Annotated in this window: 13 protein-coding genes; 11 read left to right on the top strand and 2 right to left on the bottom strand. The window is 65.3% G+C overall.

The window, feature by feature from the left end; all coding sequences use genetic code 11:
* Window positions 1–73: 73 nt before the first annotated feature.
* Window positions 74–847 (bottom strand): HpcH/HpaI aldolase family protein, encoded by a 774-nt coding sequence (locus QW861_RS05370; protein ID WP_315826300.1) that lies wholly within the window; start codon window positions 845–847, stop codon window positions 74–76.
* A 12-nt stretch (window positions 848–859) separates the two neighbouring features.
* Window positions 860–1,657, bottom strand: a complete 798-nt coding sequence (gene murI, locus QW861_RS05365) for a glutamate racemase (RefSeq protein ID WP_315714825.1) — start codon at window positions 1,655–1,657, stop codon at window positions 860–862.
* A gap of 1,007 nt (window positions 1,658–2,664) precedes the next feature.
* On the opposite strand from murI, the gene QW861_RS05360 reads away from it, so the two are divergent.
* The 11 genes from QW861_RS05360 (at window position 2,665) to QW861_RS05310 (ending at window position 13,105) form a co-directional block, all read left to right on the top strand.
* Complete coding sequence (locus QW861_RS05360; RefSeq protein ID WP_316192770.1) at window positions 2,665–3,405, top strand: HlyD family efflux transporter periplasmic adaptor subunit; 741 nt, start codon at window positions 2,665–2,667, stop codon at window positions 3,403–3,405.
* Between the two features lie 92 nt (window positions 3,406–3,497).
* Complete coding sequence (locus tag QW861_RS05355) at window positions 3,498–4,775, top strand: hypothetical protein (RefSeq protein ID WP_316192769.1); 1,278 nt, start codon at window positions 3,498–3,500, stop codon at window positions 4,773–4,775.
* A gap of 83 nt (window positions 4,776–4,858) precedes the next feature.
* Entirely contained in the window at window positions 4,859–5,536 is a 678-nt protein-coding gene (locus tag QW861_RS05350; RefSeq protein WP_316192768.1) for a transposase, read from the top strand.
* 455 nt (window positions 5,537–5,991) lie between these two features.
* Window positions 5,992–6,321, top strand: coding sequence for a metalloregulator ArsR/SmtB family transcription factor (locus tag QW861_RS05345; RefSeq protein WP_315714817.1), 330 nt, complete (start codon window positions 5,992–5,994; stop codon window positions 6,319–6,321).
* Window positions 6,318–6,797: an SRPBCC domain-containing protein gene (locus tag QW861_RS05340; protein ID WP_315714816.1), complete on the top strand. Its 480-nt coding sequence runs from the start codon at window positions 6,318–6,320 to the stop codon at window positions 6,795–6,797. Before QW861_RS05345 ends, QW861_RS05340 begins: the two co-directional genes overlap by 4 nt.
* Before the next feature lie 14 nt (window positions 6,798–6,811).
* The gene (locus QW861_RS05335; RefSeq protein WP_316192767.1) at window positions 6,812–7,225 is read left to right on the top strand and encodes a GFA family protein; all 414 of its coding nucleotides are present in this window, start codon (window positions 6,812–6,814) and stop codon (window positions 7,223–7,225) included.
* A 455-nt stretch (window positions 7,226–7,680) separates the two neighbouring features.
* Window positions 7,681–8,112 (top strand): CopG family transcriptional regulator, encoded by a 432-nt coding sequence (locus QW861_RS05330; protein ID WP_316225225.1) that lies wholly within the window; start codon window positions 7,681–7,683, stop codon window positions 8,110–8,112.
* A 4-nt stretch (window positions 8,113–8,116) separates the two neighbouring features.
* Entirely contained in the window at window positions 8,117–9,352 is a 1,236-nt protein-coding gene (locus QW861_RS05325; RefSeq protein ID WP_316192766.1) for a PHB depolymerase family esterase, read from the top strand.
* Window positions 9,353–9,544: 192 nt separating this feature from the next.
* Window positions 9,545–9,817 (top strand): hypothetical protein, encoded by a 273-nt coding sequence (locus QW861_RS05320; RefSeq protein ID WP_315714813.1) that lies wholly within the window; start codon window positions 9,545–9,547, stop codon window positions 9,815–9,817.
* 166 nt (window positions 9,818–9,983) lie between these two features.
* Window positions 9,984–10,745: an ABC transporter ATP-binding protein gene (locus tag QW861_RS05315; RefSeq protein ID WP_316170311.1), complete on the top strand. Its 762-nt coding sequence runs from the start codon at window positions 9,984–9,986 to the stop codon at window positions 10,743–10,745.
* Entirely contained in the window at window positions 10,739–13,105 is a 2,367-nt protein-coding gene (locus tag QW861_RS05310; protein ID WP_316192792.1) for an ABC transporter permease, read from the top strand. The genes QW861_RS05315 and QW861_RS05310 overlap by 7 nt, the downstream gene beginning before the upstream one ends.

Below are 13,105 nucleotides of genomic sequence, written 5' to 3'. Positions count from 1 at the left end.
TTCTTCCTCATGGTCTTCTTCCGCAAAGTTGTTTTTCGTTTGAAACATGAAGCGCGGCTCGAAACGGCGCGAATCAGCGCTTGATCCCCTCGAAGCTCGCGGCGATGCCGCGCTGGAACAAGGACCAGTCGAAGCCGAGCGCCAGCGCCACGTAACCGCGCGCGATCATCGCATTGGCCTGATCGGCCGAGCGCGCGGCGCCGCCGATCGGCACGCCTGATCTGAGGATGCCGGCCTCGGCGCGGGCGATCAGGGATTTCACTTCGGGATCATCGAGCTGGCCGCGCTTGTTGATCGAGGTGGCGAGATCGCCCGGGCCGATCACCGCGATGTCGATGCCGGGCGTGGCCATGATCTCGTCGATCCGCTCGACCGCCTCGACATGCTCGATCGTCACCATGCAGATCATGTCGTCGTCGGCGGTCGCCATGTAGTCGGCCATCGACACGTTCCAGCGGAAGGGGGCGTGGAACGGACCCCACAGGCGGTCGCCCTGGGGCGGGTAGCGCACGCTGCGGACCGCCTTCTCGGCATCAGTGCGGCTGGAAATCATCGGGAAGTTGATGCCGAGGGCGCCGAGGTCCATCGGCGCCTTGGCGAGATGCGGCTCGTTGGCGGCGATGCGCACCAGCGGCACGCAGGGCGTGCCTGCGGTGGCCGTGATCATCGCATGCGCGGTGGAGAGATCGATCGGCCCGTGCTCGAGGTCGACGATGATCCAGTCGAGCGACTGCGCCATGATACGCACGGTCTGGATGCTCGGGATGGTGGCGATGGCGCCGAAGGTCGGCCGCTTGTCGCGCCAAGCCTGCTTGAGGCGGTTGAGCGGTTTGGGCGCTGCGGCCATCGGCGGTCTCCGTCAGGCCGGGACGCGGCCGCCGAAATAGGGCGTGAGCGCGCGGCCGAGCTGATGTGGCTTGTTCGAGGTGAAGATCATGGTGGCGCCGCCATCGTCGGGGCCGCCAGCCGGGGGGCCCAGCAGGTCGACGACACGGCGCGCGATGGCGGGCGCGGGATCTATCCAGGTCACCGGCCAGGGCGCCAGGCGTTCGAGCCGGTCGAGCAGCAGCGGATAATGCGTGCAGGCGAGCACGACGGTGTCGGTCCGGCCCGCGGGATCGGCGGCGTCGCCCACGAAGCAAGGCGCGATCTCGGCGGCAATGGCCGCATCGCTGACCTGGGTTCCGCTGAGCGCGGCCTCCGCCAGTGACGCGAGTTCCGGCGAGCCGACCAGCGTGACGGCGCAGCCCCGCGCGAAGTCGCGGATGAGGGCGTGGGTGTATTCGCGCTGCACCGTCGCCTTGGTGCCGAGCACGGAGACGCGCTTCGTCAGGGATTGCGCGCAGGCCGGCTTGATCGCCGGCACGGTGCCGACGAACGGCGTCGCGTAGGCCGCGCGCAGCGGCGCCAGCGTCTGCACCGAGGCGGTGTTGCAGGCGATCACGACGAGGTCCGGCTCGTGCGCGGCGATCAACTCGCCCATCAGCGGCACCACGCGGGCGATCAGCGCCGCCTCGCTGTGATGGCCGTACGGAAAGAACGCGTCGTCGGCGACATAGACGTAGTGGGCATCGGGCCGCGCCCGCACCACCTCGCGCAGCACGGACAGGCCGCCGAGGCCTGAGTCGAAGACGAGAATCGTAGGGCGATGGGTCACGCGGCGAGTCTACCGGATCGGGGAGGCGGATTCAGTCGGTTTTTCTGCGGGATTTGGCGGGAATGAGGCGCTTGGGTGTGTTCGGGCAGCGGGGGCGAAGGTTCAAAGCTGCGCATTGGGGCCACGGTGGCTGTCAAAATCTCAGTGTCATCCGGCGAACGCCGGGATCCATAACCACCGGCGGGGTTGGGCGTGCGAGCTGGACGCTCCAGCGTGCGTCACACGACCGCTGCGGAGTATGGCCCCGGGGGCGGCGCCGCGCCAACGCTGACGCGTTGCCGCAGCTTGCCCGGGACGACAGTGGAGATGGAGGCGTCATGCCGAGCGAAGCAATCCAGAGTCTCGCGACGACTCTGGATTGCTTCGTCGCTGCGCTCCTCGCAATGACGCTGAAACATGAATGACGGCGAAACATGGGCTCTCATCCTCGCGCCCGCTTTCGCGTCCGAGTTTTGCTCGTCTGACCGCCCTCTTCAGAATGAGGGCGCGGGAAAGGCCGGGTGCCGGTCGCACCCATGGCCCGCCTGCGAAAAAAAATGCAGGCGGCAGGAACCACAGGTACGGGCCGGATCATCCCGGCCTTCCCCGCGCAATGGTTTGAACGGCTTATACGTGATCTCCCCGGGGATCGGCTTTCTTGCCCCCGTCGCCAGCGCGCTCGTCGAACTTGCAGCGCCAGCTTGGCATCAGCACCGGGATGCCAGGACCACACGACTTCGCCGTACGCATCGGATCGTTCGTCGGCATGATCGCTCACGCTGCAACCCGACACGCCCACCGCATCCCGCACCCAACGCTCGTGACGATCGCGAAACGCCCCTCAAGTGAGGCGGGACGGCGCGGATCATAGCATGCAATTCCGAAAAACAGAAGAAGAATCTTCGAGGCCGCCGGCCGAAACCGTGATCCCCTTGTAACGATTTGGCAAACCTGATTTTTGCTGCCGGCAATCTCGCCTTGCTCGGATGGGCGGAGGATGTTTCCTCCCAGGCTGGGAGGAGCCTGCGATGCTGGGGCAAGCGCTGGTCGAACTCGACCGCACCGTGACCGAGGCCGAGCGCCGCCGCGTCGCGCAGGGCCTGATGCAGGCGCGGCTCGACGTCGCCCGGCTCGGCGTGCTGCGCGACAGCTTCGCTGATCTGGCCGAGCTGCGGCCGCTGGTGGTGCCGCAAGGCGCCGCGCCCACCGACGTCGCGCGCGCTCGCGCCGCGCTGCAGGCCCAGGCCGCCGAGCAGCAGTCGAAGCTCGCCTCCAATCTGCAGCAGCTCGCGCTGCACACCGTCGGCAGCGTCGTCACCCCGGCGCAACAACTGATGCTCATTGTCCCCGCCGACAGCCAGCTCGAGGCCGAAGCCATGATCTCCAACCGCGACATCGGCTTCGTCAATGTCGGCCAGCCAGCCGAGATCAAGATCGACACCTTCAACTTCACCCGCTACGGCCTCGTCCGCGGCAAGGTGCTGAGCGTCTCGCAGGATTCGATCGTGCGCGAAAAGCCGACCGACAAGCAGAACGGCGGCAAGGCCGCCGGCGCGCTGGCGGAGACCAGCGAGCCGGCGGAGCAGGAGTTCATCTATTCGGCGCGGGTGTCGCTGGACGAGAAGCAGATGCAGGTCGAGGATAAGATGGTGGCGCTGGCGCCAGATATGGCGGTGACGGTGGAGATCAAGACGGGGACGCGGCGCATCATCGAATACGCAATGTCGCCGCTGCTGCAATACAGACAGGAGAGCTTGAGGGAGAGATAGAGTCAAGAGAATAGGCAAGTCAGCAAGTATACGGCAAAACGAATGCTCTGTTCGCTAAATCTCGGCTGTTCTAGTTCGGTCCAGGCTTCACCATGAAACTAAGAAATGCACTTGTTATATCCTTGCTGCTGGCGACGGTCGTGGTGTTTTTCGTGGTCAAGAACACTCCGTTCGTAAAGGCTTTGCTAGGAAATTGGGATTTCGTCAAATCAGTCGATAACGAACGGGGGAGCTATTACCGACTAAAAGTCAGGTTGGTCTACAATGGGGATTTGCAAAGTTTCGATATCGTAGTTGCATGTGACGTGCGGCAAGTGAACTATATGGACGGAGCAAGAACGCTGGAAGTTGGTTTGACGCCGACCGTCTTTGGCCGAAGGATGGCTGATGGAAAGGCGATCGTCGTCCGTCCCCCTCGTGCTTGTCGTGGTGAAACGACCGAAAACGGTGGTGTGCCTGTCGACCTGTTGCCGCTCATTGTCGTCTTTGATGATGCTGAGACATTGGCTTTCGGAACGGCATATCTGACGGATGATGCCTTCGATAGCCCGCTATCCTCATTAAAGTTCGACGGTGCGTCGGTCGAGTCGGCGGACAAAGCCGCGTTCGATAGGTTCAGAAGCGAACAGCCGAACCTCGTGAGCCGGTCGTCTTATCATACAGCGAGTGGCCCCGTTGCTGTGAAGAGGTTTGGCACGACCGCGGCAAGGATCCCGATGGGTATTGGATGTTTTGGCTACGCTCGATTTCGATTGACGGATGCTGAGCGCCAACGTGCGGCCGAGCTATGGCCGAACAATCGCCCGCGGTATTGGCTGCCTTCGCACCCGGGCGGGAGAGACGCGTTCTCGCCGACATTTGGCGAATTGATGATGACGGATCGGCAGTACGACAAGCCGACTGCATCGTACAACCTGCTTTCACAGACCGAGTATGGGATTGCAGACTTCGGAATGCCGAGGAGAAATCCTGTCGAATGGTCCGGACATCAACGCCCCGTTGCACCGTCCTACTATCCAGATATTGGCGGGTGGCAAGCCTTGCCGTGGCCGAGCGATCCTGAAGCAAGAGCGCTTGAGCTGTTGTCGAATGGTCCACATGTCGGCGCCATCATAGACTTTCGAGGTGGGGCAACTCGCGGGTTTGCATACTGTCGCCCTATGCCGGAGACATTTCCGACGGGGGTGGAATATCCGGACCCAGCCCAGGCACCAAGTGTTCGATATCTCAACTCTCCGGCTACGAACTACGTTGATGGAGTTGTTGTGTCTGGTGAGAGAAATTCGATGCCTGCAGCCATCGTCGAGCGTGACGATTTCATTTTCCGACAATTCTTAATTGGGTTGTCGTCGACCGGGGGGGATGTTTGATGTCATTAAATGAATTGATTTACGGATTTACGGTGACAGTGCACTTAAATTGACATGCGCCGTCCGAGCGCGCAAGGTGGCGCATGGCTCGCCTTGCCCGTGTCGTCGTCCCTGGTCTGCCGCACCACGTCACCCAGCGCGGCAATGGTCGTGCGCGAACATTCTTCGGCGACGACGACTACGCGCTGTACCGCGATTTGCTCGCGACCCATTGCCGGGCGGCTGACGTCGCGGTGTGGGCGTGGTGCCTGATGCCGAACCACGTGCATCTGATCCTGGTGCCGTCGGATGCCGACGGTCTGCGCCGGGCGCTGTCGCGGGTGCATCGCATCTATGCCGGCGTCATCCAGGCGCGCCGCAAGCGCAGTGGGCATTTCTGGCAGGGGCGGTTCGGCGCGGTGGCGATGGACGAGGCGCATCTGGCGGCGGCGCTGCGCTACGTCAGTCTCAATCCGGTGCGGGCGCGGCTGGTGGCTCGCGCCCAGGACTGGGCCTGGTCGAGCACGCGCGCGCATCTGCGCGGGCGCGACGACGGTCTGACCGCACGTGAGCCGGTGAAGACGATGTTCCCGGACATCGCCGGACTCCTGAGCCGCGCGCCAGACGACGAGGATGCGCTGTTCGCGCGTCTGCGCGCCGCCGAGAGCATCGGCCGGCCGATCGGCAGCGACCGCTTCCTCGCCCGCATCGAGAAATTGACCGGGCGCGTGCTCAAGCCCGCCAAACGCGGGCCGAAGCCGGCCGAGGCGGAGGACGGGTGAGCGTCGCGGCCAAGGCGCCGGCGCGGCTGCGAGCCTGAGTGCCTTGTCGTCAAACGCGCAATCAAAACGCCTAAGAAGTTAAGTGCACTGTCACCGAAATGCCCGCGCGCTCGTCGTACTTGCAGCGCCGGCTTGGCATCAGCACCGGGATGCCAGGACCACACGATTTCGCCGTGCGCATCGGATCGTTCGTCGGCATGATCGCTCACGCTGCAACCCGACACGCCCACCGCATCCCGCACCCAACGCTCGTGACGATCGCGAAACGCCCCTCAAGTGAGACGGGACGCGACACCATAGCATCAAATTCTGAAAAACGGAAGAATAAAAATTCGGATTTTCGAGTGGGCGATTTAGCCGTGGAGGTTGGCTCCCCTTGCCATGGCGAAACGCCAGGCGGTCTTTCCAATAATATTAGTGTTGACTAATTGATTAGCGATTGCTATTGTTTTTTCATGATCCAGCCTGAACCCATCACTGCCGTCATGCGCGCGCTGGCCGACCCAACCCGGCGCGCGGTGTTCGAGCGCATCGTCGAGGCCGACGAGATCACTGTCGTCGAACTCACCCGCGGCAGCACCGTCACGCAGGGCGCGATCTCCCAGCATCTGAAATCCTTGAAACAGGCCGGCTTGGTCTGCGAGCGCCCCGAGGGCCGCAAGGTCTATTACCGCGCCGAGCCACGCGGCCTCGAGCCGCTGGCCGACTGGATGAGCCATTACGGCGCGTTCTGGCGCGACCGCTTTGCCAATCTGAGAAACCTGCTGAAGGACATCGATCCATGAACCAAGCCGTGAACGCGGATACGCGGGCCATTGTCGTCGAGGACATCTTTCCGCATGCGCCGGAGATCATCTGGAAAGCCTTGACCAACGGCGAGCTGATCGGCCGCTGGCTGATGGCGCCCAAGGGCTTTGAGCCGATCATCGGCAATCGGTTCACCTTTCAAACGACGCCGGCCGGCGAATGGGATGGCACCATTCACTGCGAGGTGCTGGAGGTCGTGCCGAACGAGCGGCTGTCCTACGCGTGGAAGGGCGGCCACGACAGCAATGTCGGCTACGGCGCGAAGCTGGAGACGGTGGTCACCTTCAGTCTTTCCAAGGCGGACACGGGCACGCGCCTTCGCCTGGTGCATTCCGGCTTCGTGCTGCCGACCAATGACACCGCCTATCGCAAGATGGGCGAGGGCTGGAAGACGGTCGTCAAGAAGCTCGATCAGATCGCCGCCGAACAGGCGTCATCGCAGCGGCCGCATTGAACAAGGAGAGCGACATGACGAAGTCCTATGCCGGCGGCTGCGCCTGCGGCGCAGTCCGCTACGAGATTACGGGCGAGCCGGCCGTGATGCTGGACTGCCAGTGCCGGCAATGTCAGCGCGACAGCGGCACCGGGCATCAATCGCATTTGACCTTCGTCGCGGCGGAGGTGAAGGTCGACGGCGAGGTGTCGCATTGGCAGAGCATCGGCGACGGCGGCACCGTCAAGCGGCGCGCCTTCTGCCCGACCTGCGGCTCGCACATTCACCTGACATTTCCCGCGATGCCCGAGGTGTTCATCGTCCCGCCGGCCAGTCTCGACGACCCCGGCCGCTACAAGCCGCAACTGGTGTCGTGGACATCAGCCGGGTACGCCTGGGATCACCTCGATCCGGCGCTGCCGAAATTCGAGAAGATGCCGCCGCGGTGAGTCTTGGTGCTTGGGGCGAACGAGACGAGCATTTCGTGAGAATCGGCAATTGGCCGTGGGATGAGCTCTCGCCGTCTCCAATGCCGTCATGCTCCGCCAAAAGCGGAGCATCCAGTATTCTGCTGCAGAAGATACCGAACCGAAAAACCTCGGCGTACTGGATCGTCCGCCTTCGACGATGACCAGGGTTACGGCCCCGGGTTACTGTGCACTAAACTAACGACGGCCTGCGCGGCGGTGGGGCGGTGGCGACTGCACGCTCTATCTTGCCCCTCCGATGTTGGACCGGCCCTTTCCTCGGTTGCTGCATCGAGCCGGGCCGCGCTGGCAGGCGATAGGATCGACAGGAAGCTCGCGGCATCACCGGTTCCCTCGCGGAACATTACGCTTGCGCCTTGAACGTCAACGGTGGGCATCCATATGCCATCCATGCACCATCCCGGTGGATGGTAGAAATGGATGCCGCTGTGCCCGACAACGTCCACCCACTCCGCGGGAAAGTTCCGGACACCGAGAAGATCACCGTCAATCTCGGCTACGTCGATCTCGGTCAGGTCGATCTGATGGTGCGGGAAGGGTTCTATTCCAACCGCACCGATTTCATCCGCACCGCGATCCGCAATCAGCTCGACCGACACGCCGACGTGGTCAGGCAGTCGACGGTGCGCAACAGCCTGGACCTCGGCTTGCGGCATTACAGCCGCGCCGATCTCGAAGCGGCGCAGCGGGCCGGGCAGATGCTGCAAATCAACGTGCTTGGGCTTGCCACCATCGCCGCCGATGTGACGCCCGAGCTGGCCCGCGCCACCGTCGCCTCGGTCTCCGTGCTGGGCGCACTCCATGCCACCCCCGCGGTCAAGGCCGCTCTCGCCGACAGAATGAGGTAGCGCGATGCTGAACCAAGAGATCATGCGCGAAGCGACGCGCCTGACGCGGGCCGGCCAGTTGGGCGAGGCCACGGCGTTGCTGCAACGTATGCTGCGCGGCGATGGCTCGTCGGCGGCAGCGGCCAGTCCAGTGCGATCAGTGCCGGCGCGGCTCGCGCCTCCGACCATCGAGGGACAGGCGACGCGCGTCAGTGAGCGCGACCGGCCGTCCGCGAAGGTTGCCCCGGCGCAAGCGCGCGCCACGCAGGCCAAGCCATCGCAAGCCAAGCCATGGCAAGCCAAGCCCGCTCAGGCGCGCCAGCGACCCGTCCGGCGCGAAGATCTCGGCGAGCTGCCGGGCTTCGGCCTGCGAGGTCCGCATCTGCGCGCGCCTTCGGCGCGCGACACCACCCCCGAAGGTGCAAGATTCGTCCAGGCCAGCTTCGGCAATGCGGCGGGACGCCGGAGCTACAAGCTGTTGATCCCCAGCAGGGCCGAGGGCCGTCAGCTTCCGCTCGTCGTCATGCTGCATGGCTGCACACAGTCGGCGGACGATTTCGCGGCCGGCACACGGATGAACTTCCTGGGCGAGGAGCAGAGCTGCCTCGTCGTCTATCCGGAGCAGCCGAGCGGTGCCAATCAGTCGAAATGCTGGAACTGGTTTCGCACCGGCGACCAGCAGCGCGAGGGCGGCGAGCCGTCGCTGATCGCGGGCATCACCCGCCAGGTGATGCGCGACCATGCTGTAGATTCCAGGCGCGTCTATGTCGCCGGCCTGTCGGCCGGAGGCGCCACGGCCGCCATCATGGCCGCGACCTATCCCGATCTCTACGCCGCGGCGGGCGTCCATTCCGGTCTCGCCTGCGGGGCCGCGCGCGATCTTCCCTCGGCGTTGATGGCGATGCGCCAAGGCGCCGGCCACGCGGCGGATCGGAGATCGGCTGTGCCGACGATCGTCTTCCATGGCGATCGCGACACGACCGTGCATCCCGCCAACGGCGACCGGGTCGTTGCGCAGGCGACCGGCGCCATGCGCGGGACATCGTCGGTCGTGCACGGGCGGGTGCCCGGTGGCCATGCCTATACGCGGACGATTCTGACGGAGCCGAGCGGGAAGGTGACGTCGGAGCACTGGACCGTCCACGGCGCCGCTCACGCCTGGTCCGGCGGCAGTCCGGCCGGATCCTACACCGATCCGAAAGGACCGGATGCGACGCGGGAGATGCTGCGGTTCTTCCTCGCGCATTCATGCGCGGACTAGCAAGACAACGGCGCCCGTGAAAATGCCGGTGGCGCTGCATTCCGTCTTGCGAGGTCAAGACATCTGCACATCTGCGCGTCGCTGCTACCAGCAACCATGATGCATCTCCCCCGTTAAGCGGGCACGAATATCCTGGCGGGTGTCGTCCTCGGGAGGGCGAATGACCATGTCACGACGAACGCGGGTGGTCCGATGTCGCGATTCCTGAACTGGTTCTTCCGCAATCGCGCGACCGGCGAGATCACGATCGCCCAGATGCCGAACCCCGCTCTTTGGATCGTGCTGGCGGGCAGCCTCGTCGGCTGGGTCTGGCATCCGCCGGGTCAGACAGGCGCCAATCTGGATTGTCTGGTCAAAGCCAGTCTCTTCGTCTGGGCGTTCGACGAACTCCTGCGCGGCGTCAACCCCTGGCGCCGCTGCCTCGGCGCAGCCGTGCTGGTGTATGTGATCGCGACCGCGGTCTGATGGGCATCAGCGCGTTGGCCACGGGATGATGTGGCCAGCTTGACATGCATCAACGGATGGCGATGGCTGCCGACCGATGGTCGGGGATGTCATCCGATGTCGAGGATTCAGGCGTGAGACGTCTCGCACGTTCGATGCGGGCCTTTGGTGCAGGAACCGCAGCCCGATGAGTTCGGCCGTCACCAACGACGGGGGCCTTGCCGCGCCTTCTGATCGGCCCGGCGCCGCACCGGTGTTCCGCGCGCGCAAGCTCTCGAAGACCTATCGGATGGGCGAGGTCGAGGTGCATGCGCTGCGCGATGTCGACCTCGACATCTACGAGGGGGAGCTCGTGGTGCTGCTCGGGCCGTCGGGATCGGGCAAGTCGACCCTGCTCAACATCCTCGGCGGACTGGACAGCCCGACGTCGGGCGAAGCGCAATGGCGCGATCATCAACTGGTCGGCGCCGGCGATGCCGAGCTGACGCGCTACCGGCGCGAGCATGTCGGCTTCGTGTTTCAGTTCTACAACCTGATCCCGAGTCTGACGGTCCTCGAGAACGTCGCGCTGGTCACCGAGATCGCCGACAAGCCGCTCGATCCGCTCGAGGTGCTCAAGCTCGTCGGCCTCGAGCGGCGGATCGACCACTTTCCCTCGCAGCTGTCCGGCGGCGAGCAGCAGCGCGTCGCGGTGGCCCGCGCCATGGTCAAGGCGCCCGACGTGCTGTTGTGCGACGAGCCGACCGGTGCGCTGGACTATGAGACGGGGAAGGTCGTGCTCGCCGCGATCGCGCGCGCCAACGCGCAGCTCGGGACGACCACCATCATCATCACGCACAATGCGGCGATCGCCGGCATGGCCGATCGCGTGCTGCGGCTCGGCGGCGGACGCATCGTCGGCGAGACGCGCAATGCGCGGCGCCTCTCGGCCGATGAGGTGCGCTGGTGAGCCTGCTGGACCGCAAGCTGTGGCGCGACGTCGGCGCGATGCGCGGACAGGTGGTCACGATCGCGCTGCTGGTGGCGGCCGGTGTCGCCGTGTTCGTCGGCTCGGTCTCGACCTATTTGTCCCTGCGCGGCGGCTGCGAGCAGTTCTATGCCGACGGCCGGTTTCCGCAGATCTTCGTCACGCTGAAGCGGGCGCCGCTGGCGCTGGTGCCGCGGCTCAGTTCCATTCCTGGCGTGGTCGCGGTCGAGCCGCGCATCGTGCGCGAGGTCATCGTCGATTGGCCGGCCGTCTCGCAACCGGTCTCGGCCCGCCTGGTGTCGCTGACCCACGCCGGCGATGAGCCCCTGGCGCGGTTGCATCTGCGCCGCGGCGCCGCGCCCGAGCCGGGTGCCGCCCGCAGCGCCGCGGTCAACGAGGCGTTTGCCGAGGCCAATGGCGTCAGTCCGGGTGACGACATCCGCGTGCTGCTCAATGGCCGCGTGCAGGGCTTCCGGGTTTCCGGCATCGCGTTGTCGCCGGAATATGTCTACGCGGTGAAGCCGGGATTGCCGATCCCCGACGATCGCCTCTACGCCATCCTGTGGGTCGACCGGAGCGCGGCCGAGGCCGCCTTCGACATGAAAGGGGCGTTCAACGATGCCGTGGTCGCGCTCGCTCCGGGTGTCGATCCCAAGCCCGTGATCGAGGAGCTCGACCGGCTGCTCGAGCCCTATGGCTCGATCGGCGCGATCGCGCGGCGGGACCAGCCGTCGAACCGCTTTCTCGAGGACGAGCTGAACCAGCAGAAGGTGATGTCGATCACCATCCCCATCATCTTCTTCGGTGTCGCCACGTTCCTGCTCAACGGCGCGCTCGGGCGGCTGGTCGCCGCGCAGCGCGAGCAGATCGCGGCGCTGAAGGCGCTCGGCTTTCCGACGCTGCGGCTCACCTTCCACTATCTCAAGCTGATGCTGGTCATCGTGCTGATCGGATCGGTGCTCGGCATCGCCGGCGGCGTCGGCTTCGGCCATGCCATGATCGCGAGCTATCAGGGGTTCTTCCGTCTTCCGGAGCTGCCGTTTCGGCTGGCGCCCTGGGCGGCGGTGGCCGGTGTCGCGATCAGCGTCGCGGCGGGCGCCCTCGGTGTCGTCACGGCGCTTCAGGAGGTCGTCGGCCTTGCGCCGGCGGAGGCGATGCGGCCCGCGATGCCGCTGGGGTTCCGCCGCTCCTGGATCGAGCGCATCCTGCCCGGCACGGCGTTCGGCGCGCGGCGGATGATGATGCTGCGCAACGTCGCGGGGCGGCCGTTCCGTTCGCTGTTCACCATCGTCGGCATCGCCTTCGCGGTGCCGATGATGGTGCTCGGGATCTTCTGGCGCGATGCCATCGGCGAGATGATCGAGCTGCAGTTCAATCTGGTCGAGCGCGGCAACGCCACGATCACTTTCATCCATCCGATGGACCGCGCGATCCTGCGTGACCTGGCGCGCCAGCCTGGTGTGCTCGCGATCGAGGGCCAGCGCATCGTTCCGGTGCGCCTGCGCGCCGGGCACCAAAGCTACCTCACCTCGGTGATCGGACTGGCGGCCGCCGACGAGCTGCGCCGACCGCACGATTCCGCGCGCCGTCCGATCGTCGCTGTGCCCGATGGCATCACGCTGACCCGACGCCTTGCCGAGCGCCTGGCGCTGAGCGCAGGGCAGGTCGTGACGGTGGAGGCGATGGAAGGCCACCGTCGGCGGCGCGACCTGCCGGTGAGCGCCATCGTCGACGAGGCGATCGGCATGGCGTCCTACATGGACATCGACACGCTCAACCGCTTCACCGGCGAAGGCGCGGTGATCTCGGCGGCGAGCCTCCAGGTCGAGCCGGCGGCGCTGGCTGCGCTCGGCGCGAGGTTCAAGAGCATGCCGAAAATCGAATCCGTGACGATGAAGGCCTACACCCTCGCATCCTTCATCGAGAAGATCGCGGGCCTCGTATTCGTCACCGCCGGCATCCTCACCGGCTTCGCCGCGATCATCACCGTGGGCGTGGTCTACAACAGCGCCCGCATCAGCCTGCAGGAGCGCGCCTGGGAGCTCGCGAGCCTGCGGGTGCTGGGCTTCACCCGCGGCGAGGTCGCCGGCATCCTGTTCGGCGAGTTCGCGCTGGACATCGCGGTCGGGATTCCGCTCGGCCTATGGCTGTCGCACGCCATCATCGGGCTGATCGCGCGCCTGCATTCCAGCGAGAGCTTCCAGATCCCGGGCGTGATCGCGCCGCAGACCTACCTGATCGCGACAGCGGTGGTCTTGGCCAGCGCCGCGATCAGCGCCATCATCGTCCGCAGGAGGGTGGATCAGCTCGATCTGGTCGCGGCCCTCAAGACCAGGGAATGA

The organism is Bradyrhizobium sp. SZCCHNRI1029 (assembly GCF_032487555.1).
Lineage (GTDB): Bacteria > Pseudomonadota > Alphaproteobacteria > Rhizobiales > Xanthobacteraceae > Bradyrhizobium.
Note: the sequence above shows the minus strand (reverse complement) of the source record. Positions and strands in the feature narration are given on the sequence as shown.